Origin of the sequence: Mesorhizobium sp. M0028 (genome assembly GCF_040323855.1) — a bacterium.
GTDB lineage: Bacteria > Pseudomonadota > Alphaproteobacteria > Rhizobiales > Rhizobiaceae > Mesorhizobium.
In genome coordinates this window covers 136,168-158,603 of sequence record NZ_JAMYVG010000009.1, presented here as the reverse complement: position 1 = coordinate 158,603, position 22,436 = coordinate 136,168, and the positions used below count along the sequence as shown (strand labels likewise).

Below are 22,436 nucleotides of genomic sequence, written 5' to 3'. Positions count from 1 at the left end.
GCAAGAACAAAATGTGGCACCGTCGGCGAAAATTGCCGATCTGCCGCTTTGCGAGGGAAGATGCGAAGCACGGGCATCCTTGGAGCGAAGAACACCTGAACCCTAAAAGAACGCCTGCAACCCGGTCTGCGCCCGTCCGAGGATCAGCGCATGCACATCATGCGTGCCCTCATAGGTGTTGACCGTTTCCAGGTTCTGGGCGTGGCGCATGACGTGGTAGCCGATCTGGATGCCATTGCCGCCATGCATGTCGCGGGCCTGGCGGGCGATGTCGAGCGCCTTGCCGCAATTGTTGCGCTTGACGAGTGAGATCATCTCCGGCGCCATCTTGCCTTCATCCATCAGCCGCCCGACGCGCAGGCTGCCCTGCAGGCCGAGCGCGATCTCGGTCTGCATGTCGGCGAGCTTCTTCTGGAAAAGCTGCGTGCCGGCCAGCGGCTTGCCGAACTGCTTGCGGTCGAGGCCATACTGGCGGGCGCGGTGCCAGCAATCCTCCGCCGCGCCCATGGCGCCCCAGGAGATGCCGTAGCGCGCGCGGTTGAGGCAGCCGAACGGCCCCTTCAAGCCCGAGACATTGGGCAGCAGCGCGTCCTCGCCGACTTCGACGCCTTCCATCACCACTTCGCCGGTGATCGACGCTCGCAGCGACAGCTTGCCGCCGATCTTCGGCGCCGACAGCCCGTTCATGCCCTTTTCCAGGACAAAGCCGCGAATCTCGTTGTCATGCGCGGCCGATTTTGCCCAGACGACGAACACGTCGGCGATCGGGGCGTTGGAAATCCACATCTTCGAGCCGGAGATCCTGTAGCCGCTCGCAGTCTTCTCGGCCCGCGTCTTCATGCCGCCCGGGTCGGAACCGGCATCCGGCTCGGTCAGGCCGAAGCAGCCGATCCATTCGCCCGACGCCAGCTTCGGCAGGTATTTCTTGCGCTGCTCTTCCGAGCCATAGGCATGGATCGGATACATCACCAGCGACGACTGCACGCTCATCATCGAGCGATAGCCGGAATCGACGCGTTCGACCTCGCGCGCCACCAGCCCGTAGGTGACGTAGTTGGCGCCGAGCCCGCCATATTCCTCGGGGATGGTGATGCCGAGCAGACCGGCCTCGCCCATTTCGCGAAAGATCCCGGCGTCGGTCTTCTCCTCGAGATAGGCTTCCTCGATCTTCGGAGCGAGCTTGTCGGCGGCAAACGCCGCGGCGCCATCACGCACCATGCGCTCGTCTTCCGAAAGCTGGTCCTCGATCAGGAAAGGATCGTCCCAGACGAATGCATTCTTATCGGCGGCCATGGCTCTCGGTCTCCCAAACTCATGCATGTCGCCCAAAGCTTGCCCACGGGCCTGACCCGAGGGTGTTCGGCAGCTTGGGGATAACGACATGCATCAAACAGAAATCTTGAAACGCGCGGCTTATCGGCTTCCGTCCTGAAAAAATCAAACGAAATAGCTTCGCCGATCCATGAGCATTGGTGATGGATCATCAATGTCGAGCGCCGCCTTCTGACCTGGCGTAGCCCTGCTCGCGAATTACTTGCGCTTCAACGCATCGGCCAAAGCGGCGCCGAACGCGCCCTGCTGCGCCGGCCGCTCCGGCTGGCGTTGGGGCGTGGGCGCGCGCGGCACCGGCCTGTTGCCATTGTCGCGCGGCTTCGGGGCGCCACCGTCGCCGTCCTTGCGCATCGACAGGCCGATGCGCTTGCGCTTGATATCGACGTCGACGACACGCACCTTGACCACGTCGCCGGCCTTGACCACCTCGTGCGCGTCCTTGATGAAACGGTCGGCCAGTTGCGAGACGTGCACCAATCCGTCCTGGTGCACGCCGATATCGACAAAGGCGCCGAAGGCCGCGACATTGGTGACGGTGCCTTCAAGCTGCATGCCGGGCTTCAGATCCTTGATGTCGTCGATGCCGTCGGCAAAGGTCGCGGTCTTGAAGCCGGGGCGCGGATCGCGGCCGGGCTTTTCCAGCTCCGACAGGATATCGCGCACCGTCGGCAGGCCGAAGCGCTCGTCGACGAAGACGCGCGGATCGAGTGCCTTGAGTGCGGCGCTGTCGCCCATCAGCGAGCGAACGTCGCGCCCGCAGGCCGCAACGATCTTCTTGGCCACGCCATAGGCTTCCGGATGCACCGCCGAGGCATCGAGCGGTTCGGTGCCGTTCGCAATGCGCAGGAAGCCGGCGCATTGCTCGAACGCGCGGGGTCCAAGGCGGGACACCTTCAACAGTTCGCGGCGGCTGGCGAACGGGCCGGTCGCATCGCGATGCGTAACGATCGCTTCGGCCAGCGATGCGCCGAGACCCGAAACCCGCGCCAGAAGCGGCGCCGACGCCGTGTTGAGATCGACGCCGACGGCATTGACCGCATCCTCGACCACCGCCTCAAGCGAGCGGCCGAGGCGGTACTGGTCGACATCGTGCTGGTACTGGCCGACGCCTATCGACTTCGGCTCGATCTTGACCAGTTCGGCGAGCGGATCCTGCAGGCGCCGCGCGATCGACACCGCCCCGCGCAGCGACACGTCGAGGCCGGGAAATTCCGCCGCCGCCGTTGCCGACGCCGAATAGACCGAGGCGCCGGCCTCGCTGACGATCACCTTGAGCGGCTTCGGCCCGGACCCGGCCGGCATATCAGCCAGCATGTCGGCCACCAGCCTTTCGGTCTCGCGGCTGCCAGTGCCGTTGCCGATCGAAATCAGCTCGACCTTGTGCAGCCGGATGAGCTTCGCCAGTTCGGCCTGCGTGCCGCGGACATCGTTCTTCGGCGGGAACGGATAGACCGTCGTCGTCGCCAGCAGCTTGCCGGTGCCGTCCACCACCGCCACCTTGACGCCGGTGCGAATGCCCGGGTCGAGGCCCATCGTGGCGCGCGAACCGGCGGGGGCTGCGAGAAGCAAATCCTTCAGATTGCGGGCGAACACATGGATCGCCTCCTCCTCGGCTCGCTCGCGCAAGTCCCGCATCAGATCGAGCGTCAGGTGCAGCGACAGCTTTATGCGCCAGGTCCAGCCGGCGACCTCCATCAGCCAGCGATCGCCTGGCAACTGGCGGCCGATGGCGTAGGCGTCGGCGATCATCCGCTCGACCGGTTTCACCGGCGAGGCATCGTCGGCATCGACCTCGATATCGAGCGACAGAACCTCCTCGTTGCGGCCGCGCAGCATGGCCAGCGCGCGATGGCTGGGCACGTTGGCCCAGCGCTCGACATGGTCGAAATAGTCGGAGAATTTCGCGCCCGCCTCCTGCTTGCCGTCGACGACGCGCGAGCGCAGGAAGGCGCGTTCCTTCATGTAGGCACGGAGCTTGCCGACCAGGTCGGCATTCTCGGCGAACTGTTCGGACAGGATATCGCGCGCACCTTCGAGCGCTGCCTTGGCGTCGGCCACCTCCTCCTCGACAAAAGCCTGCGCCAATTCGGCCGGCACGGCCGTACGGTCAGCGAGAATGGCCTCGGCCAGCGGTCCCAGTCCGCGCTCGCGTGCGATCTCGGCCTTGGTCCGGCGCTTCGGCTTGTAAGGCAGGTAGATGTCTTCGAGCTCGGCCTTTGTGATGGCCGCAGCGATCTTTGCCTCAAGCTCTTCCGTTAGCTTGCCCTGCTCGCGGATCGAACCAACGATGGTGTCGCGGCGCGCGTCGAGCTCGCGCAGATAGGCGAGCCGCTCGGCGAGGTCGCGCAACTGCGTGTCGTCGAGGCCGCCGGTGACCTCCTTGCGGTAGCGCGCCACGAACGGCACGGTCGCACCGTCGTCGAGCAAGCCGATCGCCGCCGCGGCCTGTTCGGGCCGGGCGCCGATCTCGGCGGCTATGATGGTTGCGATGCGCGTGATGTCGGATGCCATGTCGATCCTGCTGTTCGTCGAAAAGAGACGCGACCATAGGCGCAGAGCACTGCTGCGCCAACTGCGCCATTTTCAACCCGGCGAAAGGTCCACAGGAAAGGCGCGGCTGTCTGGATCGGATCAGACCATCCGGCCCAGCGCCTCGAAGAAGGAAACCATGTCCAGATCGAGCGGATCGTCGACCGGTACCGGCTGCGACGACATCTTTGCGATTACCATTTCGGCCTTCGGATTGACGTAAAGCCACTGGCCGTGGATGCCGATGCCGCAGAAGGCGCCGCTTGCCGCGCCCGTCTGGTACCATTTGTTGCGATAGCAGCCACGCGGAAACAGGAACGCCATCGTGCCGCGTTGCCAAGCCTCGGCGTCACCGCCAGTTTCGGTCGTGTCGCGCACCCAGCTCTCCGGCACGATACGGCAGCCATTGGCCATGCCGCCTTGCCGCATCATCTCGCCGACCCGGGCGAGGTCGCGCGGCGTCACCGAAATGCCGCCGGCCGTACGCGCCGTGCCTTCCATGTCCACGGTTACCGAAGCTTCGCTGACAGCGCCGAGCGGCTCCCATAATTTCTCGCGCATCAGATCGGCGAAGCGCCGGCCCGACGCACGTTCGAGCAGGATGCCGAGCAGGTCGGAATTGGGCGAACGGTAGCGGAACGTCCGGCCATGCGGCTCGGCCAGGCCCTGCAGCGTCATGAGGAAAGTGGCCAGGCTCTCGGTGCCCCCGCCTGGATTCCACAGCATGGCGCGGCGATAGCGGGCGAAGGCGCTTTCCGGATCGAGATAGGCCTCTTCGAAGTCGAGGCTGACACCCATGTCGAGCACGTGCCGCACACTCGCATCGCCATAGGCCGAGCCGGCAGCTTCGGGCAGATAGCGGCTTACCGGAGCCTGCGGATCGAAAATCCCCTCGCCTGCCAATATCCCGGCAACAATCGCGGTCAGCGACTTGCTGATCGAAAAGACGATGTGGCGCGCCCCGAACTCCATATGCGGTGCGAACCAGTCGCCGACGAATTTGCCGCCTTTCATGATCGTCAGCGCGTCGGTATCGGAGCGCTTGAGAAAAGCTGCGACAGTCTCCGCGCCGCCTGCAAGAGCGACCTTTTCACCAAGTAGCTCGCCGAAATCCTGCGCCGGCGCCTCGCTGCTGCCCGGCTTTGCCGCCACGGCAGCGCTCGGCACCAGCTCGCCGGCATTCTGGAACGACCACCGGCTGAACGGGCTTTCTCGCCAATTGCCGAGCAGCACCTGGTTTCGGGCAAAGCCATATCTCGTTTCGAACGCGGTCTTGCCGGTCATGGCGCTTCCTTCGGTCTTGGCGTTCTAGGCGAGCGCCGCGGCGATCGCGTGCACGGCTTTCAAAGTCGCCACCGAATAGGCGACGTTGGTAAAATCCGGATAGCTCGAAAGCTTCACCACGACCATTTTCATGTTCCAGTCGATATGGATCAGCTGCCCGAACACGCCCCGGCACATCAGTGCCCGCGAGCGCGGGTCCTCGATCCAGAACTGGTTGCGGTAGCTGCCTTCCGGCAGGCTGGGACTGAAGTCCGGTCCATGCCTGCCATTGCGCGTCGCCTCGATCCAGTCGGCCGGCACGACGCCGCCGCCATTGTCGAGGATCAGCTGGCCGAAGCGGCCATAGTCGCGCAGCGTGGCGTTGAAGCCCCCGTCGGCAACTGCATAACCGGCGCTGTCAACGGTGAAGCAGGCACTTTCATCCGCGCCGAGCTTTTGCCAGAGCTCTTCCGAGACCAGCTGCGCCAGGCGCTTGCCGCTCACCCGTTCCATGATGAAGGCAAGCACGTCGGTCTCGATCGAGCGGTATTCGAAGGCAGCGCCGTGCGGTCGGCTCTTTTCCTTAAGCCCCAGGATCAGCTCGAACATGTGCGACGGCCAGCGGAAGGCCGGATCGCTGTCCGGCGGCACCGGCTTCCAGCCGGTGGCGACATCGACCTGGCCGATGTCCGAATAGGGATCGGTGTATTCCTCGGAAAAGCTCACCCCGCTCGTCATGTCGAGCGCATGCTGCACACTGGCGCCTGCCCAGCCGGTCGCCTCCAGCTCCGGCAGATAGGTCGTCACCGGCAAAGCCGGATCGATCAGCCCGCGTCCGACCAGTATGCCGAACACCGATGCGGTGACCGACTTCGCCATCGACTGCGACAGATGCAGCGTGCGCTCGGTCATGCCGTTGAAGTAGCGCTCATAGGCGACCTTGCCGTCCTTGAGCACGAGGAACCCGTCGGTGTAGGTCTCGTCGAGCAGCCCGGCCAGCGTCGTCGCCTTACCCGTGCTGTCGCTCACCGGCAGCGCATCGAAATCGACCTCGGCCCGGTCCAGCCTGTGGCGATGGCCGTTGCCGCGCCAGACTTCGACGGTCGGCAGAATTTCGCGGATATGCTGGAACGCCCATCGGTTCCATGGCGGCCGGTCCCAGTCGAGCTTCGGCGGAACCATCTGCGGCGGCGAACCCTGCATGATCGGCGGCGCCGGTTCGCTGTTGCGGTAAGATTGCATCCAACCCCCTTGCGCAAGGAAGGGAGGCCGAAGCCTCCCTTCAGTCTGATCCTAGAGCAAGGCTACTTGCGCAAATTGGTCCAGATCTTGTTGTAGATCTCGACCACTTCCGGTGGGCAAGGCGGTACGAATTCCGCCGCCGGTGCATCGGCCGGCGGATTGATTTCCGGCGCGCTGGCGAAATCGGGCGGCAGGAACTTGTGACTGCCGGCAATGCCGTTGTCGTAGCCGGCGAATTCCGAAATCAGCGCCGCGTTTTCCGGAGCCATGACGAAATCCTGGAACAGCTTGGCGTTTTCGAGATTCTTGGCGCCCTTCAACACGGCGACATTGTCCATCCAGCCTTCGATGCCTTCCTTGGGATAGGCATATTTGATCGCCGGGATTTTCTGGCGCGCACGATAGGTTGCGCCATTCCAAGCCTCGGTAACGATCACGTCGCCGGAGGTGATCTTGGTGATGGTGTCGTAGCTGAAGGTCTTCCATGACGGCTTGGCGGCCATCAGTATGTCGTTGACCTTCTTCAGATTGGCCTTGTCGGCGCCGCAGCGCGGCACGCCGGCATAGCGCTCGGCCGCATGCATCACAGTGTTGACATCGTCGAGCATGTTGATCTGGCCCTTCAACTCGTCTGGCGGATCGAACAGGATCGCCAGCGTGTCGATGTCGCCCTTGTATTTGTCGGTGTTGACTTCGAACGCAGTGGTGCCGAATTGCCACGGGACGGTGTAGTGACGGCCATTGTCCCAGTAGATGTCGACGAAGCGCGGGTCGAGGTTCTTGCCGTTCGGCATCGCATTGGGCTCGGTCTTTTCGAGCAGGCCCTCATCGATCATGATCTTCACGGTGTAGTCGGAAGGGACGACGATGTCATAGCCGGAATTGCCGGCGCGTACCTTCGACAGCATCGTCTCATTCGAATCGTAGTCGTCCAGCGTCACTTTGACGTTGTACTGTTTTTCGAATTTTTCGATCAGCTTCGGGTTGGTGTAGTCACCCCAATTGTAGATGTGCAGCTCACCGTCGGCGAGCGCAGGCACCGCCCATAAAAGCGCCGCCGTCGACACGGCAGCCATCATTTTCCTAGACATCACACTCTCCTTTGCCTTCGCATTGATTCACTGGCCTATAATTTACTTGGCGCGTCGGCGCGCGATCAGGAACGAGATTGAGACGAACAGGATCGAAACCAGCAGCAGGATGGTGGAGATGGCATTTATCTCCGGCGTCATTGGCCGCCTGATCTGGTTCCAGATGTAGAGGGGCAGCGTCGTCTGCCCGGGGCCGGCGACCAGCTGCGTGATGGTGAAATCGTCGAAGGAGACGATAAAGGCGAGCGCCCCACCTGACAGGATGCCGGGAACCAGCAATGGCAGCGTTATGCGCCTGAAAGCATGCCACGGCGTGGCATAGAGGTCGGCCGCCGCAGCTTCGAGCGTCAGGTCCATGTCCTCGAGCCGCGCCCGGATCGGCATATAGGCGAATGGAATGCAAAAAACGGTGTGGGCGAGGATCAGATTTCCGATGCCGAAATTGAGCCCGAAAGTGCCCGCGATCAGCGCAAAGAAAGAGAGCGTCGCCACCGCTGTGATGATTTCCGGAACCATCAGCGGCAGGTTGATGACCATGAAGGCGGCCGACAGCCCGCGCCACGGCTTCACCCGGGTCATGCCGATTGCCGCCAGCGTCGCGGCGATCGTCGAAACGATCGTGGCGGTGACAGAGATGATCAGCGTGTTCTTGGCGGCGTTGTGGAATTCCTGGTTGAACAGCGCACTGCCATACCAGCCGAACCCGATGCCCTCCCAACGCGTCACCAGAGACCCTGTATTCAGCGAAAAGATCATCAGGATCAGGATCGGCGCGTAGAGCACGCAGAGGCAGATGATGGCGATCGAGCGGAACCCCGGCTGGTCCTTGATATCGGCACTGCGGGGGTCAGCCATGCGCCATCTTCCCCGACGTGTTGCGGACATAGAAGTAGAGCGCCACCAGCACCGCGGCCATCAGGATCAGCGCCTGCGCGCAACCGAGCGGCCAATTGCGCCCGGAACCGAACTGCTGGGCGATGAGATCGCCGATCATCAGATGGATGCCGCCGCCCAGGATCAGCGGCGTCACATAAGCGCCGAGGGCCGGAATGAAGACCAGCAGGCAGCCGGCGATGATGCCGGGCCGCGACAGCGGGATGATCACGCGCCACAGCACCTGCCGACGTGTCGCGTAGAGGTCGTAGGCGGCCTCGACCAGCCGGAAATCCAGCTTCTCCAGGCTGGAATAGAGCGGCAGCACCATGAACGGCAGGAACGAATAGAGCAGGCCGAGCTGGATGGCGAAGTTGGTGTAGAGCATGGTGATCGGCTTCTCGATCACCCCCAGTGCCATCAGCGCGTTGTTGATGAGGCCTTCGTCGCGGATGATGAACATGATGGCGAGCGTGCGCACCAGAAGGTTCGACCAGAATGGGATGGTCATCAGCAGCACCCACCAGTTGCGCTGCGCCGGCGGTCGCGTCGCCATGAAATAGGCGGTCGGAAAGCCGAGCAGCAGGCAGATGATCGTCGTCACCACGGCAAACAGAAACGAGCGCAAATAGATGATCAGGAAATCCGGCGTGAACTGCAGCGTGTCGTCGAAAATATCGCGCTGGAACAGGAAGTTCAGATAGGCGTCTGTCGAGAACTTCCACTGCACCCCGCCATAGGGTGCTGCGGCGAGAAATGAATAGATGAGGATGATGAGAAGCGGCAGCACGCCGAAGATGCCGATGATTACCAAAGCCGGTAGCGAAAGCAGGCGGTGGCGCCTTGCAGTGGCTTTCTCCGCCTCCGCTTCGAATACCGCCGCCTTGGAAAACGTGACTGCCATCAATCCCTCAAAATGCGCGCGCCATCGTCCTCGAACACGACACCGACCTTGGCGCCCGGCTCGAATGAGACGGCGCCCGAGCGGCTGTTCTGGTGGCGCACGATGAAATCGTCGCCGCCGTCGAGCTTCACGTGATAGTGGGTGTCGGTGCCGAAATAGACGACATTTGCCAGGGTTCCCGAGACCATGCCCTTGGCGGCATCGGCGACGAGATCGGCGTGTTCCGGCCGCACCACAACAGTCACCGCGCCGGAAGGGTCGAAGTTTTCCGGAAATCCCGCCGCCACCGTCGCTTCGGAGGCGATCTTCACCATCGCGATACCGGATTTCTTCGACACGACAGTGCCCTTGAGGAAATTGGTTTCGCCAATGAAGTCGGCAACGAAGCGCTCGGCCGGCCGGTCGTAAATATCGCGCGGCGTGCCGACCTGCAGGATCTTGCCGGCCGACATCACGGCGATGCGGTCCGACATGGTCAGCGCTTCTTCCTGGTCGTGGGTGACGAAGATGAAGGTGATGCCGGTCTGGTGCTGCAGCCGTTTCAGTTCGATCTGCATTTCCTTGCGCAGCTTGTAGTCGAGTGCCGACAACGGCTCGTCGAGCAACAGCACTTTTGGCTGCGGTGCCAGCGCGCGCGCCAGTGCCACGCGCTGTTGCTGGCCGCCGGAGATCTGGCTGGTGCGGCGGGCGCTCAGCGCCTCCATCTTGACCAGCTTCAGCATCTCGGCGACGCGTGCCTTGATTTCGGTCTTCGGCTTGCCCAGCATCTCCAGGCCGAAGCCGATATTCTCGGCCACGGTCATGTGCGGGAACAGCGCGTAGGACTGGAACACGGTGTTGACTGGCCGCTTGAACGGCGGCAGCGGCGCGATGTCGTGCCCGTGCAGGAGGATTTCGCCTTCGCTGGGAAAATCGAAGCCGGCGATCAGCCGCAGCAGCGTCGTCTTTCCGCAGCCCGACGGCCCCAGCAGCGTGAAGAACTCGTTCTCGCGGATTGACACCGAAACCGTGTCGAGAGCGGCGACTTGGGCGTCCCCGGTACCGAACACCTTGCGGACGCCGCGGACCTCGATTGCACTCTTACCCGGCTGATCCGGCACGCATTACCCCATTTTCATGTCCGCTCTTGATGGCGGATCCAGTTCCCATTCGATTGTCAGCATATGCCGGTCGGCTTGGCAACCATGCATCTGGACCTCGGTTCAGAATGCAAGCTCCGTGCCATCGTCAGCGTCATCATCAACCCTGGTAAGTGATCTTGCCGCCGCAGATGGTGCTGACCGGATGCACCTTGTGTAGCAAACCCGGTTCAGTTGCCTCGATATCGGCCGACAGCACCACCAGATCGGCCAGATAGCCTGGTTTCAGCCGGCCTTTGCGGTGCTCCATGAATTCGGCATAGGCACCTTCGACCGTATAACCGGCAAGCGCCTCGATTAGCGAGAAGCTCTGGTCTGGATCGCCCTCTGCCCAAGGCTTGCGCAGCACCGCCGCCTGAATGCCCAGGATCGGGTCGACCCGCGACACCGGCCAGTCGGAAGCGAAGACGACATGCGCGCCCGCCTGTTTCAGTGTCCGCCAGGCATAGCTCAGCGGCCATCTTTCGCGGCCGATGCGCGAAAGCGTCGGCTCCAGCGGGAAGTCCATGGCGCCGGGCGGGTGCGGCGGCTGCATCGAGGCGATGACGCCGAGTTCGGCGAAGCGCGGCACGTCGGCGGCAGTGGTGACCTCGATGTGCTCGACCCGGTGCCGGCTGTCGCGCCTGCCGTTCTTCCGCTGCGCCGCCTCGTAACCGTCGAGAACCGCGCGCACCGCGCCGTCGCCGATCGAATGCACGGCGATCTGCAGGCCGCGCCGGTCGGCCTCCAGCGCCACCTCGGCGAAATGCTCGGGCGTAAACAGCGGCTCACCGCGCCAGCCCGGCCGGTCGGCATAGTCGTCGACCATGACCGCGGTCCAGCCTTCCAGCACGCCGTCGTAAAACATCTTGACCATGCCGGACGACAGCCATTCCGATTGGTAGGAGTTGGCCATGCTCGATGCCTTTTCCAGCACGTCGAGCGTCATGAAATTCTTGAAATGAAAAGGTATCTTGGTGCGGCAGAGCAGCCGCCCTTCCTGTTCCAGCCCGGCTAGCAGCTCGAGCTGGTAAAAATTGCCGTCCATGTTCTGGATCGAGGTGATGCCGTGGCGGGCGCACCATTCCAACCCGCGATGCATCAGGTCGCGATCGGCAGCGACTTCGGCGGCGGAAGGGTACGGCTCGGGCTCGCCGCCTGTCGCAAGGCCGAGCCGCACGCGGTTCTGCCCGGAAAGCTCGAGGATCGGCCCGAACGCCTCGCCCTCGCGCAATTCGCCCGCCGCCAGGCCATCCGCTCCCATGACGATCTCGTTGCCGGGACCGAGTTGGTTGCCGTGCAGGATGCCAGCCAGTTCCAGCGCCTTTGTGTTGGCCCACATCGTGTGGTGATCGGAAGCCGACATCGCGAACGGCCGGTCGGCGATGATGCGATCGAGATGATGGCGGGTGACCGGCTCTTCCTTGGAAAGGATAGTGTAGTCGACGCCGGCCCCCAGCAGCAATTTGGCGTTCGGCCGTGCCGCCGCGTAGGCGCGGATCGCGTCGCTCAGCGCATCGAAGCCATGCACGCCCTGAAGGTGCAGATTGTCGAGTTCGGCCGCGCCGCCGAAAAGATGCATATGCGCTTCGATAAAGCCCGGCACCACCGACCCGCCTTGCGCATCGATGACCTTCGTGGCCGGCCCTTTCAGCGCCTCGATCGTCCGGCGATCGCCAACCGCCAGGATGTTGCCGTCCTTTATCGCCACCGCTTCGGCCGTCGGATTGCCTTCATCCATGGTCAGCACGCGGGCATTGGTGACGATCAGGTCGGCATTTGAACTCATGATTTCCCACGGTTTGGTTGCGCTGCCGGCAGGCTAGACGACCGGCTGCCGCGCCAGCAAGCCATGGCTGGTTGGCCCAGCGCCTTGTGAAGGGCCATGCAGGACGGTTAGGGTCGCCGCGTCTCACCACGGAAAGATTTCATGAAGACTGTTTTTTCGCCTCTCCATGCCGGCCATTCCGGCAATGTCGAACTGATCGCCGGCGCCATCGTGCCGGCTTTTGAAAAGCCCTCGCGCGCCGAGTTCATCAGGGCGCGGGTGGAGAGCGAAAAGCTCGGTCCGATCCTGTCACCGGAAAGTCACGACCTCGCCGCCGCCAAGAAGGTTCATGCCAGCGACTACATCGATTTCCTGCCGACCGTGTGGCCGCTCTGGGAAGCGTCGGGCCGCACCGGTTCGGCCATTCCCTTCACCTGGCCGACGCGCGGCCTGCGCGACGACGTGCGCCCGAAAGGCATCGATGCGTTGCTCGGCTTCTACTCCTTCGACGGCGGCGCGACTTTTGTCAAAGGCACATGGGACGCTATCAAGTCGTCCTATGATGTCGCGCTGACAGCCGCCGCGCTGGTCAAGGCCGGTGAGCCTTCCGCCTTCGCGCTGTGCCGCCCGCCGGGGCACCATGCAGGGGCGGCCTTCATGGGCGGCTATTGCTTCATCAACAACGCCGCCGTCGCCGCGCAATGGTTTCGCGACCATGGCGCCGGGCGCGTTTCGATCCTCGACATCGACTATCACCACGGCAACGGCACCCAGGAGATATTCTATCGCCGCGGCGACGTGCAGGTGCTGAACCTGCATGGCGATCCGATGACCGAATATCCGTTCTTTCTCGGCCATGCCGACGAACGCGGCGAGGGCGACGGCGAAGGCTTCAACGACAATTATCCGATGCCCTTCGGCACCGGCTGGGACGTGTGGAACGCCTCACTCGAGGAGGCCTGCACGAGGCTTTCGGCTTATGCTCCTGACGTCGTCGTGGTTTCACTCGGCGTCGACACTTTCGAGAAGGACCCGATCAGCCAGTTCAAGCTGAAAACGGAAAACTATCCCAGAATCGGCCGCCGCATCGCCAGGCTCGGCCTGCCGACGCTGTTCGTCATGGAAGGCGGCTACGCCGTCGAGGAGATCGGCGTCAACGCCGTCGGCGTGCTGACCGGCTTCGAGGACCGCTAGAAGTGCCGCCGGTGCCTGCAATCATGTAGCGGCGCTCGGCGTGGCAAGCGGTGCGGCCTGCCCGCGCGAGCGGCCAAGATAATAGACCGCCGCCGCCGCGATGACGCCGGCGGCCAGGATGCCTGCCGCCAGCACCGGCCGGTACCAGAACCAGGCGATCGCCATCGTCGTCGTGCCGACCAGGATCGCCAGGAAAAAGGCAATGATGCCGGTGCCCATCCGCGCCACGCTGCCGAGCAAAGGAATAATGTCGAGGACGACGCCAATCGGGCTGAGCAGCAGGGCAAAGCCGATGGCCAACAGCAGCAGGCCGGCGGCGCGCAGCAGCCAGGTGATAAGCGTGTTCTGGCTGACCGCGTCGGCGAACATCTTTTCCGCCAGCACATTGCCGATGTCGACCATCAGCAACTGGTCGCCGGCCTTTGTCTGGTAGGGTTCGAACCCGCCCGCTGCCTGGCGCGCGACGACGCTGACCAGGCCGAGCGGCGCCAGCTCGTAGCCAATGCGATAGTCGCCCAGCGCCGGCGACGTGGTGTTGAAGCCGAGATAGATCTTTCCGTCGACGATGTTGACCCGCTTGGTGCCGGTATAGGCGGCATCGATGGTAGCCGACTGGTCCGGTGACAGTGAAAATTCCTTGTCGCCGCCGATCAGGTCCAGCACCGGCCGGTCGAGCGTGAAGGCACCGAGCTTGCCGTCCGGGATCTGGAACCTCTTGCTGTGTATCTCCATCGGCGGATTCTCATGGCCGTCCGGCTTCTTGAACTCCGACGAGTTGATCTGGCTGTCGTCCCACACTTTCGAATAGCTGTAGGTTGTCACCGTCTCCTCGCCGCCACCAAGCTTCTTCGTCGTCTCGGATTTCTGTTCTTCTTTCCACTGGTACATCTCGGTGCTGCGCGACAGCCGCAATCCTTGCGCCGAAATGCCAAAGTCCGGATCGGCAAGGCCGCCGCTCGCCGTCACCGCCCCGGTGACATGGACAAGCTTGCCGTCATTGCCAGCATCGATGCTATCGGCGCCAACCGAGATCACCGCGCCCGATCCCTCGGCCAGCGAACGCGCCGTCTGCACGGCGCGACCCTCGTTCCAGAACAGGCCGATCACCATCAGCACGATCAAGAGCAAGCCGAAAACGATCCCGCCGACCGCGCGCTTGATCCGCCCGAACCACGAGACGGACGTTATTTCCTGAATTGAATCGCCCATTGTTTCCCCCAATTCCCCAAAGCCAGTTTCACGAATCCGCGCTCTGTCGCGCAGTGGCATGCAACCGGCGTTACGCCAAACCGAGACAGACGCCCCATCCGTCCCGACAACAGGAGCCTATCGCAATCGACGAATTGCCGATACGGCACACTTGCAGTTGGATCCGACCGCCGCAAAGCACACGGGCGCTTCGAAAATGTACCCTCGGAGCGCCCCGACCGATGGAATTCGTTTCAGTCAAATCGCGTTTGATGTCGGATTCGTCTACGGTTAGATTGTAGCCGAATCAGCCGTTCCTCGGGGGCGCGGCGACCACCAAAACCTCATGTTCCGGAACCATTCCGGAGCCGGATTCGCGCTCCCTGCAACAGGTGCGATTTTTGTGCGCGGCGTCGCGTGGTGGTGTCCCTGGTGAAGTGATGCGTATTCGGCAGCTGGCGATGCCAGCATCTGGATCAAATCTCGCAACTCGATCTGTTGAGTTTCCTGACCTGACAACGCCGACGGAGCGGTAGAGCAGCAACGATGTATCAATTCCCCCGAGCCGAAATGCAGACCGCTGCCGGGGCCAGGCATCGGCAGCTTCTTAGCCGTTCGATCCACATGCTGTTGGCGGCGATGGCGGCTGGCCGCGATTCGCTGGAAGCGGCCGAGGCCCTGCATTTCACCAGTCGCGTCTGGACCGCCTTCGTCGAAGATCTCCGCTCTGGCGACAGCGCCCTGCCCACGGAGCTGCGCGCCAATCTCATCTCGATCGGTTTGTGGCTGCTGCGCGAAACCGAAGACATCCGCCAGGGCCGCACCGACAATTTCGAAGGCTTGATCGAAGTGGCGGCGATCGTCAGGGACGGCATGCAGTGAGCCCGCTATGGCGCGCGCGGACGGGCTCCGCGCTCGCTATCTTGTTGTTGGACCATGATCTTTCTCGAGAATGCGTTCGCCCTTTGCGCTGTGATGTTCTATTTTTTGAATCCATGGCTTGAGGGGCCGATTCATCGCAAGAACAAACGCATTTGAGCCCGGGAAAGCATCGATGAACGACGACACACCGGAAAGCGAAAGCGCCTCGGCGCTGGCGCCGTTCCGGCACGGCATCTTCCGGGCGGTGTGGTCCGCCAGCCTCGTCTCCAATTTCGGCGGCCTCATCCAGGGCGTCGGTGCCGCCTGGATGATGACTACGATCGCTACCTCGTCCTACCAGGTCGCATTGGTCCAGGCCTCTACCACTTTGCCGATCATGCTCTTCGCGCTGCTGGCCGGCGCCATCGCCGACAGTTTCAACCGGCGCAAAATCATGCTGATCGCGCAGATCTTCATGCTCGCCGTCTCGGCTCTTCTCACCGTCTTCACCTATCTCGACCTGATGACGCCGTGGACGCTGCTCGCCTTCACCTTCCTGATCGACAGCGGCACCGCGCTCAACAGCCCGTCCTGGCAGGCTTCGGTCGGCGACATGGTGCCCCGTCCCAAGGTGCCGGCGGCGATCGCGCTCAACTCGATGGGCTTCAACCTGACGCGCAGCGTCGGCCCGGCGATCGGCGGCATCATCGTTGCCGCCGCAGGCGCCGCCGCGGCCTTTGCCGTCAACACGCTGAGCTATGTCGGCCTTATCGTCGTGCTGGCCCGCTGGAGACCGGAACTGCCGGCATCGACTTTGCCGCGCGAGACGCTGGGCGCCGCAATGGGCGCCGGCCTGCGCTACGTCGCGATGTCGCCCAATATCGGCAAGGTGCTGGTCAGGAGCTCGGCTTTCGGCTTCAGCGCCGGCGCGGTCCTGGCGCTGCTGCCGCTGGTCGCGCGCGACGTCGTCAAGGGCGATGCGCTGAGCTACGGCATCATGCTCGGCGCCTTCGGCATCGGTGCCGTCGGCGGCGCGCTGACCAGCGTCAGGCTGCGGCAGCTGCTGTCCAGCGAAACCATGGTGCGCATGGCATTCGCCGGTTTCGCTGTCTGCGCCTTCAATGCCGCCGTCAGCGAGAATGCCTGGCAGACCTCACTCGGCCTGCTGGTCGGCGGCGCCTGCTGGGTGACAGCGCTTTCGCACTTCAATGTCACCGTGCAGATGTCGACACCGCGCTGGGTGGTCGGCCGCGTGCTTTCGGTCTACCAGACCGCAACCTTCGGCGGCATCGCGCTCGGCAGCTGGGTCTGGGGCGTCGTTGCCGACGCCCATGGCGCCGAAGTCGCCCTGATGGCGGCCAGCGTCGCGATGCTGGCGGGAGGCGCCATTGGCCTGCTGCTGCCGCTGCCGCAGCAGGCCGTGCTCAACCTCGATCCGCTTAACCGCTTCCAGGAGCCGCATCTGGCGCTTGATCTCAAGCCGCGCAGTGGTCCCATCGCCATCATGATCGAATACGTGATCCGCAACGAGGACGTGCCGGAATTCCTCGCCACCATGGCCGAACGGGGCCGCATCCGCCGTCGTGACGGCGCCCGCAACTGGACATTGGCGCGCGATCTCGAAAATCCCTCGATATGGATCGAGCACTACCACACGCCAACCTGGGTCGAATATATCCGCCACAACAGGCGAGCCACCTACGCCGACGCGGTCATCGGCGAGCGCATAAGGGCCCTGCACAGCGGCAACGAGCCACCCCGCGTCCGCCGCATGATCGAGCGGCCGACGACAGCCGGCACGGCGCTGGTGATGCCGAAGGGACCGATCGAGCATTAGTGGCCGGCGCGGCGTCCAGTTGGACGAGCAAATGAAATTGCTACGCCTGGCCCAATCCGCGAATGTACGAATGGGATGGCCATTGTGGAGAGACGGTTTATATCAGTTGATGTGATTATGACCACTAAGGGGAGACGATGCGTTACATACGTCCGCTTTCAATTGAAGACGCCGCCGGCCTGTTGGCCGGCTCAGCCGGCACGGCCGCCATCCTTGCCGGAGGCAGCGACCTCTTGGTGAGAATGAAAGGCGGCTTTATCGAACCCGACCTGATCGTCGACATCAAGGCGATCGACGGGCTTGGCGAGATCAGGGAAACAGCCGAGGGCTTCAGCATCGGCGCGGCGGTCCCCTGCGCGGTGCTGGGCGAGAGCAAGGCCCTGAAGAACGCATGGCCCGGCGTCGTCGAAGCTGCGAACCTGATCGGCTCGAAGCAGGTGCAGGGACGCTGCACCATCGTCGGCAATCTGTGCAACGCCTCGCCGGCCGCCGACAGCGTGCCGGCGCTGGTAGCCGCTGGCGCCAAGGCGGTGGTCGTCGGCCCGGGAGCCAGGCGCACGATTGCCGTGGAAGCGGTACCGACTGGGCCGGGCAAGACGTCGCTGACCAAGGGCGAGATCATCGAGGCAATCCTGCTCGACAAACGTCTGCCGCGTTCGGGCGATGCCTATCTGCGTTTCATTCCGCGCACGGAGATGGACATCGCCGTGGTAAGCGCCGGCGTGAACCTGATGCTCGATGAGCAAGGTCGCGTCAAATTCGCCCGCCTGGCGCTGGGCGCCGTGGCGCCGACGGTGATTCTGGTCGAGGAGGCCGCCGAGGTTCTCATCGGCTCCAAGCTGGACGAAGCCACGCTGGAAAGGCTCGCCAAGGTCTGCTCGGGGGCCTGTCGTCCGATCGACGACAAGCGAGGCACTATCGAATTCAGACGGAAAGTTGCGGGTGTGCTGGCCAAGCGGGCCGCCACGACCGCCTATGCACGTGCAGGAGGCAAATAATGGCTGGTGTGGCAGTATCAACGACAATCAATGGCGACAATGTCGAGTACCTTTGCCAGCCGGACGAGACGCTGCTCGATGTCCTGCGCGATCGCCTGGGGCTGACGGGCGCCAAGGAAGGCTGCGGCACCGGCGACTGCGGCGCCTGCAGCATCATCCTCGACGACCGGCTGGTGTGCTCGTGCCTGGTGCTCGGCGCGGAGGCTGAAGGGCGGCGCATCGAAACCATCGAGGGCATGGCGCATGGCGACAAGCTGCATCCGCTGCAGCAGAAATTCCTGGAACACGCCGCGCTTCAATGCGGCATCTGCACGCCGGGCTTCCTCATGGCGGCCAAGGACCTGTTGGCCAAGAACCCCGATCCGACCGAGGAGGAGATCCGCTTCGGCCTCGCCGGGAACCTCTGCCGCTGCACCGGCTATGACAAGATCGTGCGTGCCGTTCAGGACGCCGCGAGCGTGATGAAGGGAGCATGACGATGAATTTCGATCCACGTTACTCCGGACGCAATTTCACCTCTGTCGGCACGCGCCCCATCCGTCCCGACGGCGTCGACAAGGTGACGGGCCGCGCACGCTATGGCGCCGACTTCAACATGGCCGGGCAACTGGTCGGGCGCGTTCTCAGAAGCCCCCATGCGCATGCCACGATCAGGAAGATCGACACGTCGAAGGCGGAGAAGCTCGCCGGCGTCAAGGCGGTGATCACCGCGGCCGACCTGCCCGACCTCACCGACGGCGATGCCGCCATGTACGACATCCTCGACAACTGCATGGCGCGCAAGAAAGCGCTCTACGACGGCCATGCTGTGGCCGCGGTCGCTGCGGTCGATGCCCGCACGGCGAGGCAGGCACTGAAGCTGATCGAGGTCGACTACGAGGTGCTGCCGCATGTCACCGACGTCGACGAGGCGATGAAGCACTCCTCACCCGTGCTCAACGACGCCATCTTCACCGAGGGCCTTGAGCAAAAGCCCGTCAAGCCTTCCAACGTCACCAAGCGCACCCAGTACGGCCATGGCGACATCCATGAAGGTTTCGGCCACGCCGATTTCGTCGTCGAACGCTCCTTCAAGACCGAGCAGACGCACCAGGGTTATATCGAGCCGCATGCCTGCGTGGCCAATGTCAGCTCCGACGGCACCGCCGATCTTTGGGTCTGCACGCAAGGGCATTTCGTCTATCGCCAGCACTGCGCCCAGCTGCTTGGCATGGAGGCCTCGAAGCTGCGCGTCACCTCGTCGGAGATCGGCGGTGGTTTCGGCGGCAAGACCCATGTCTGGGCCGAGCCGGTGGCGCTGGCGCTGTCGCGCAAAGCCGGCCGGCCGGTCAAGCTGGTCATGACGCGCGACGAGGTGTTCCGCGCCTCCGGCCCGACTAGCGCCACCTCGATCGACGTCAGGATCGGCGCCCGTAAGGACGGCACGATCACGGCGGCCGAGGCCACGCTGCGCTATTCCTGCGGCCCCTATGCCGGCATGTGGGCTGAGATCGGCGCCATGACCGCCTTTGCCTGCTACAAGCTCGAGAACGTCAAGACGGTCGGCTACGAAGTGCTGGTCAACCGGCCCAAGACGGCGGCCTATCGCGCGCCGTCGGCACCGATGGCGGCGTTTGCGGTGGAAAGCGCGGTCGACGAGCTGGCCAAGGAGATCGGCATGGACCCGGTCGAGTTCCGGATCAGGAACGCGGCGCAGGAAGGCACCAGATCGTCCTACGGCCCGGTATACGGCCCGATCGGCATCGGCCCAACGCTGGAGGCGGCGAAGAGCCATCCGCACATGAAGGCGCCGCTCGGCAAGAACCAGGGCCGCGGCATGGCCTGCGGCTTCTGGTTCAACTTCGGTGGCCAGACCTGCACCGACCTCAACATCGGCATGGACGGTTCGGTCTCGCTTGCCGTCGGAACCGTTGACGTGGGTGGCTCGCGCGCCTCGCTTTCGCTGGTGGCGGCAGAGGAGCTCGGTATCCCCTATGAGCAGGTCAAGGCGGTGGTCGCCGATACCTCCAGCCTCGGCTACAACGATATGACGGACGGCAGCCGCGGCACCTTCTCGTCTTCGATGGCGACGATCTCCGCCGCTCGCAACGCCATCAAGATCCTGCGGGATCGCGCCGCGCAGACGTGGGACATCCCGGTCGACGACGTGGTCTGGGAAAAGGGCCACGCGATCGCTAGGGGCGAGAAGTACGGCAACCTTGCTGCGCTGTCGCTGAAGGAGATCGCGGCCGCTTCCGGAAAGACGGGCGGACCGATCGCCGGCCACAGCGAGCTCGTCGCCGACGGCGCCGGCGTCTCCTTCGCCACCCATATCTGCGATATCGAGGTGGATCCGGAGACCGGCTTCACCAGGGTGCTGCGCTACACCGTCGTTCAGGACGCCGGCAAGGCGGTGCATCCGACCTACGTCGAGGGGCAGTACCAGGGGGGTGCCGCGCAAGGCATCGGCTGGGCGCTCAACGAAGAGTACATCTACGGCAAGGACGGGCGGCTGCAGAACCCTGGCTTCCTGGACTACCGCATCCCGGTCTGCTCGGACCTGCCGATGATCGACACACAGATCCTCGAGATCCCCAACCCTAACCATCCCTACGGGGTGCGCGGCGTCGGCGAGACCTCGATCGTGCCGCCGCTGGCGGCGATCGCCAATGCAGTCTCGAACGCGGTCGGCGTGCGCATGGCGCATATACCGATGTCGCCGCCGCGCATCCTGGCGGCGATCGAGGCGGAACGGGAAGGCTGATGGTTGAAGTAACGCTCTGGGGATCGCTCGGCGCGATCGCCGGAGGCAAGAGCAAGGTCGAGATCGAGGCGAAGGATATTCGGGAGCTGTTCAGGAAGCTGGCTGAACAGTATCCCGGCCTCGAGCCCTACATCGATCGCGGCATCGCCGTCGCCATCGACGGGACGATCTATCGCGACACCTGGTCGAAGGAACTGCCGGAAGGGGCGGAGATATTCCTGCTGCCGCGTCTTGCCGGGGGATAACTGGACAACCGTGTCCCTACCATCGACGACCAAGACTTGGCCTAGGCTCGAGAAAAACCTTGGCTATCCACGAGAATTCTTGGCCAGTTCAGCCGGCGAGTTTGGCTCCTTTTCGATGACTGCTTCTGTGTCAATCACAGACATAGAGGCGAGCGAGCTACACGTCTGCTTTGAGGCGAAAGCAGCCGCCCGCAGCGTAGAAGTCAAATGGCTTGGATCAGAACCTACCATTTACCAATGTCAGCTTCATGATTCATAGGCACAGTCTTGGGAGTCAGATGCGATGGCGGAGCGCCTCAATGATCACCGCCATCGCAGGCGAGAGCTGTCGCCTGCTCGGGTAGTAGAGGTGATAGCCCGCAAATGGCGGACTCCAGTCGTCAAGCACGAGCCTAAGGCATCCCTTGGCGATGTGGTGGCTGACGAGGTTTTCCGGGACATAGGCGATCCCGAAACCGCTTATCGCAGCCTCGATCATGGGAATGGACGAATTGAAGGTGAGCTGGCCTTCCACGCGCACACGAAGGTCGCGGCCATCCCTGGCGAATTCCCAGGCATATAATCCGCCGAACGTCGCCTGCCGCATATTAATGCAGTCATGATCGACCAGATCCTGCGGTGCGGTCGGAACCGGATGGCGGGAAAAGTACTCCGGCGAAGCCACGGCCACGAGCCTCCAATCCGGCCCGATGCGCACTGCGATCATATCCCTGTCGATGCTCTCACCAAGCCGCACGCCTGCGTCGAAGCGCTCCTCCACAATGTTCTTCATGCCGTTGTCGCTGTAGAGTTCGACGCACACGTCAGGATAGTCGCTGAGCAAGGGCTGCAGCTTCGGCCAGACGGTCGTCTGGAGCGCATGGTCGGAAAGCGTGATACGGACCGTTCCGGAGGGCTTGTCGCGAAAGGCCACCAGGCTTGCGAGGTCCGCTTCGATTTCCTCGAAGCGGGGAACAAGAGATTGGAAAAGTCGCTCGCCGGCCTCGGTCGGTGCGACGCTCCGCGTCGTACGTGTCAGCAGGCGGACGCCGAGACGAGCTTCAAGCTCCTTGATTGTCGAACTCAGGGTCGACTGCGAGGTTCCGAGCTTGGCCGCCGCCTTGGTGAAGCTCCGTTCCCGCGCGACCGCCACGAACCATAGCAGATCCTTCATGCCATCGCGCTGCATAGGGTACCTCCCGTCGGATATTTATATCATGAGCAGATAAGTCCATGCGAATTACTTAGTCTAATAGAATGGGTTCCTCTGC

Annotated in this window: 18 protein-coding genes; 7 read left to right on the top strand and 11 right to left on the bottom strand. The window is 63.3% G+C overall.

The annotated features are described in order from the left end of the window. Nucleotides 1–102 precede the first annotated feature (102 nt). From NKJ93_RS18755 to NKJ93_RS18715, 9 genes are all read right to left on the bottom strand, one after another. Nucleotides 103–1,293, bottom strand: a complete 1,191-nt coding sequence (locus tag NKJ93_RS18755) for an acyl-CoA dehydrogenase (RefSeq protein ID WP_023720243.1) — start codon at nt 1,291–1,293, stop codon at nt 103–105. Nucleotides 1,294–1,530: 237 nt separating this feature from the next. Further along, entirely contained in the window at nt 1,531–3,843 is a 2,313-nt protein-coding gene (locus NKJ93_RS18750; RefSeq protein WP_352590655.1) for a Tex family protein, read from the bottom strand. A 120-nt stretch (nt 3,844–3,963) separates the two neighbouring features. Then, nucleotides 3,964–5,145: a serine hydrolase domain-containing protein gene (locus NKJ93_RS18745; protein ID WP_352590653.1), complete on the bottom strand. Its 1,182-nt coding sequence runs from the start codon at nt 5,143–5,145 to the stop codon at nt 3,964–3,966. Nucleotides 5,146–5,169: 24 nt separating this feature from the next. Next, complete coding sequence (locus NKJ93_RS18740) at nt 5,170–6,366, bottom strand: serine hydrolase domain-containing protein (protein ID WP_352590650.1); 1,197 nt, start codon at nt 6,364–6,366, stop codon at nt 5,170–5,172. Nucleotides 6,367–6,428: 62 nt separating this feature from the next. After that, nucleotides 6,429–7,457 (bottom strand): extracellular solute-binding protein, encoded by a 1,029-nt coding sequence (locus NKJ93_RS18735; RefSeq protein WP_352590647.1) that lies wholly within the window; start codon nt 7,455–7,457, stop codon nt 6,429–6,431. 42 nt (nt 7,458–7,499) lie between these two features. Then, complete coding sequence (locus NKJ93_RS18730) at nt 7,500–8,312, bottom strand: ABC transporter permease (protein ID WP_352590644.1); 813 nt, start codon at nt 8,310–8,312, stop codon at nt 7,500–7,502. After that, entirely contained in the window at nt 8,305–9,234 is a 930-nt protein-coding gene (locus tag NKJ93_RS18725) for an ABC transporter permease (protein WP_352590641.1), read from the bottom strand. Before NKJ93_RS18725 ends, NKJ93_RS18730 begins: the two co-directional genes overlap by 8 nt. Beyond that, on the bottom strand, nt 9,234–10,334 hold the full coding sequence (locus tag NKJ93_RS18720; protein ID WP_352590638.1) for an ABC transporter ATP-binding protein: 1,101 nt from the start codon (nt 10,332–10,334) through the stop codon (nt 9,234–9,236). The genes NKJ93_RS18725 and NKJ93_RS18720 overlap by 1 nt, the downstream gene beginning before the upstream one ends. A gap of 139 nt (nt 10,335–10,473) precedes the next feature. Further along, complete coding sequence (locus NKJ93_RS18715) at nt 10,474–12,141, bottom strand: amidohydrolase (RefSeq protein WP_352590635.1); 1,668 nt, start codon at nt 12,139–12,141, stop codon at nt 10,474–10,476. A 141-nt stretch (nt 12,142–12,282) separates the two neighbouring features. Here NKJ93_RS18715 and NKJ93_RS18710 point away from each other — a divergent pair, with 141 nt between their 5' ends. After that, on the top strand, nt 12,283–13,314 hold the full coding sequence (locus NKJ93_RS18710; RefSeq protein ID WP_352590633.1) for a histone deacetylase family protein: 1,032 nt from the start codon (nt 12,283–12,285) through the stop codon (nt 13,312–13,314). A 21-nt stretch (nt 13,315–13,335) separates the two neighbouring features. On the opposite strand, the gene NKJ93_RS18705 is transcribed toward NKJ93_RS18710, so the two are convergent. Then, nucleotides 13,336–14,523, bottom strand: a complete 1,188-nt coding sequence (locus NKJ93_RS18705; RefSeq protein ID WP_352590630.1) for a TMEM43 family protein — start codon at nt 14,521–14,523, stop codon at nt 13,336–13,338. A gap of 525 nt (nt 14,524–15,048) precedes the next feature. On the opposite strand from NKJ93_RS18705, the gene flaF reads away from it, so the two are divergent. The 6 genes from flaF to NKJ93_RS18675 all read left to right on the top strand — a co-directional run bounded on the left by flaF (nt 15,049) and on the right by NKJ93_RS18675 (nt 21,186). Next, nucleotides 15,049–15,384 carry a flagellar biosynthesis regulator FlaF gene (gene flaF, locus NKJ93_RS18700; protein ID WP_352481979.1) on the top strand — a complete coding sequence of 112 codons (336 nt, stop codon included), beginning with the start codon at nt 15,049–15,051 and terminating at the stop codon, nt 15,382–15,384. A gap of 172 nt (nt 15,385–15,556) precedes the next feature. Further along, nucleotides 15,557–17,200, top strand: a complete 1,644-nt coding sequence (locus NKJ93_RS18695; RefSeq protein ID WP_352590627.1) for an MFS transporter — start codon at nt 15,557–15,559, stop codon at nt 17,198–17,200. A gap of 137 nt (nt 17,201–17,337) precedes the next feature. After that, the gene (locus NKJ93_RS18690; protein ID WP_352590625.1) at nt 17,338–18,198 is read left to right on the top strand and encodes an FAD binding domain-containing protein; all 861 of its coding nucleotides are present in this window, start codon (nt 17,338–17,340) and stop codon (nt 18,196–18,198) included. Further along, the gene (locus NKJ93_RS18685; protein ID WP_023720228.1) at nt 18,198–18,674 is read left to right on the top strand and encodes a (2Fe-2S)-binding protein; all 477 of its coding nucleotides are present in this window, start codon (nt 18,198–18,200) and stop codon (nt 18,672–18,674) included. Before NKJ93_RS18690 ends, NKJ93_RS18685 begins: the two co-directional genes overlap by 1 nt. A gap of 2 nt (nt 18,675–18,676) precedes the next feature. Beyond that, complete coding sequence (locus NKJ93_RS18680; protein WP_352590622.1) at nt 18,677–20,941, top strand: xanthine dehydrogenase family protein molybdopterin-binding subunit; 2,265 nt, start codon at nt 18,677–18,679, stop codon at nt 20,939–20,941. Then, nucleotides 20,941–21,186 carry a MoaD/ThiS family protein gene (locus NKJ93_RS18675; protein ID WP_023675441.1) on the top strand — a complete coding sequence of 82 codons (246 nt, stop codon included), beginning with the start codon at nt 20,941–20,943 and terminating at the stop codon, nt 21,184–21,186. Before NKJ93_RS18680 ends, NKJ93_RS18675 begins: the two co-directional genes overlap by 1 nt. A gap of 274 nt (nt 21,187–21,460) precedes the next feature. On the opposite strand, the gene NKJ93_RS18670 is transcribed toward NKJ93_RS18675, so the two are convergent. Continuing rightward, nucleotides 21,461–22,354 (bottom strand): LysR family transcriptional regulator, encoded by an 894-nt coding sequence (locus tag NKJ93_RS18670; protein ID WP_023720226.1) that lies wholly within the window; start codon nt 22,352–22,354, stop codon nt 21,461–21,463. Between the last annotated feature and the right edge of the window lie 82 nt (nt 22,355–22,436).

Bases quoted from the DNA above. Each gene is read 5' to 3' on its own strand.
- NKJ93_RS18755 (WP_023720243.1), bottom strand. From the start codon at position 1,293: ATGGCCGCCGATAAGAATGCATTCGTCTGGGACGATCCTTTCCTGATC.
- NKJ93_RS18750 (WP_352590655.1), bottom strand. From the start codon at position 3,843: ATGGCATCCGACATCACGCGCATCGCAACCATCATAGCCGCCGAGATC.
- NKJ93_RS18745 (WP_352590653.1), bottom strand. From the start codon at position 5,145: ATGACCGGCAAGACCGCGTTCGAAACGAGATATGGCTTTGCCCGAAAC.
- NKJ93_RS18740 (WP_352590650.1), bottom strand. From the start codon at position 6,366: ATGCAATCTTACCGCAACAGCGAACCGGCGCCGCCGATCATGCAGGGT.
- NKJ93_RS18735 (WP_352590647.1), bottom strand. From the start codon at position 7,457: ATGTCTAGGAAAATGATGGCTGCCGTGTCGACGGCGGCGCTTTTATGG.
- NKJ93_RS18730 (WP_352590644.1), bottom strand. From the start codon at position 8,312: ATGGCTGACCCCCGCAGTGCCGATATCAAGGACCAGCCGGGGTTCCGC.
- NKJ93_RS18725 (WP_352590641.1), bottom strand. From the start codon at position 9,234: ATGGCAGTCACGTTTTCCAAGGCGGCGGTATTCGAAGCGGAGGCGGAG.
- NKJ93_RS18715 (WP_352590635.1), bottom strand. From the start codon at position 12,141: ATGAGTTCAAATGCCGACCTGATCGTCACCAATGCCCGCGTGCTGACC.
- NKJ93_RS18710 (WP_352590633.1), top strand. From the start codon at position 12,283: ATGAAGACTGTTTTTTCGCCTCTCCATGCCGGCCATTCCGGCAATGTC.
- NKJ93_RS18705 (WP_352590630.1), bottom strand. From the start codon at position 14,523: ATGGGCGATTCAATTCAGGAAATAACGTCCGTCTCGTGGTTCGGGCGG.
- flaF (WP_352481979.1), top strand. From the start codon at position 15,049: ATGTATCAATTCCCCCGAGCCGAAATGCAGACCGCTGCCGGGGCCAGG.
- NKJ93_RS18695 (WP_352590627.1), top strand. From the start codon at position 15,557: ATGAACGACGACACACCGGAAAGCGAAAGCGCCTCGGCGCTGGCGCCG.
- NKJ93_RS18690 (WP_352590625.1), top strand. From the start codon at position 17,338: ATGCGTTACATACGTCCGCTTTCAATTGAAGACGCCGCCGGCCTGTTG.
- NKJ93_RS18685 (WP_023720228.1), top strand. From the start codon at position 18,198: ATGGCTGGTGTGGCAGTATCAACGACAATCAATGGCGACAATGTCGAG.
- NKJ93_RS18680 (WP_352590622.1), top strand. From the start codon at position 18,677: ATGAATTTCGATCCACGTTACTCCGGACGCAATTTCACCTCTGTCGGC.
- NKJ93_RS18675 (WP_023675441.1), top strand. From the start codon at position 20,941: ATGGTTGAAGTAACGCTCTGGGGATCGCTCGGCGCGATCGCCGGAGGC.
- NKJ93_RS18670 (WP_023720226.1), bottom strand. From the start codon at position 22,354: ATGCAGCGCGATGGCATGAAGGATCTGCTATGGTTCGTGGCGGTCGCG.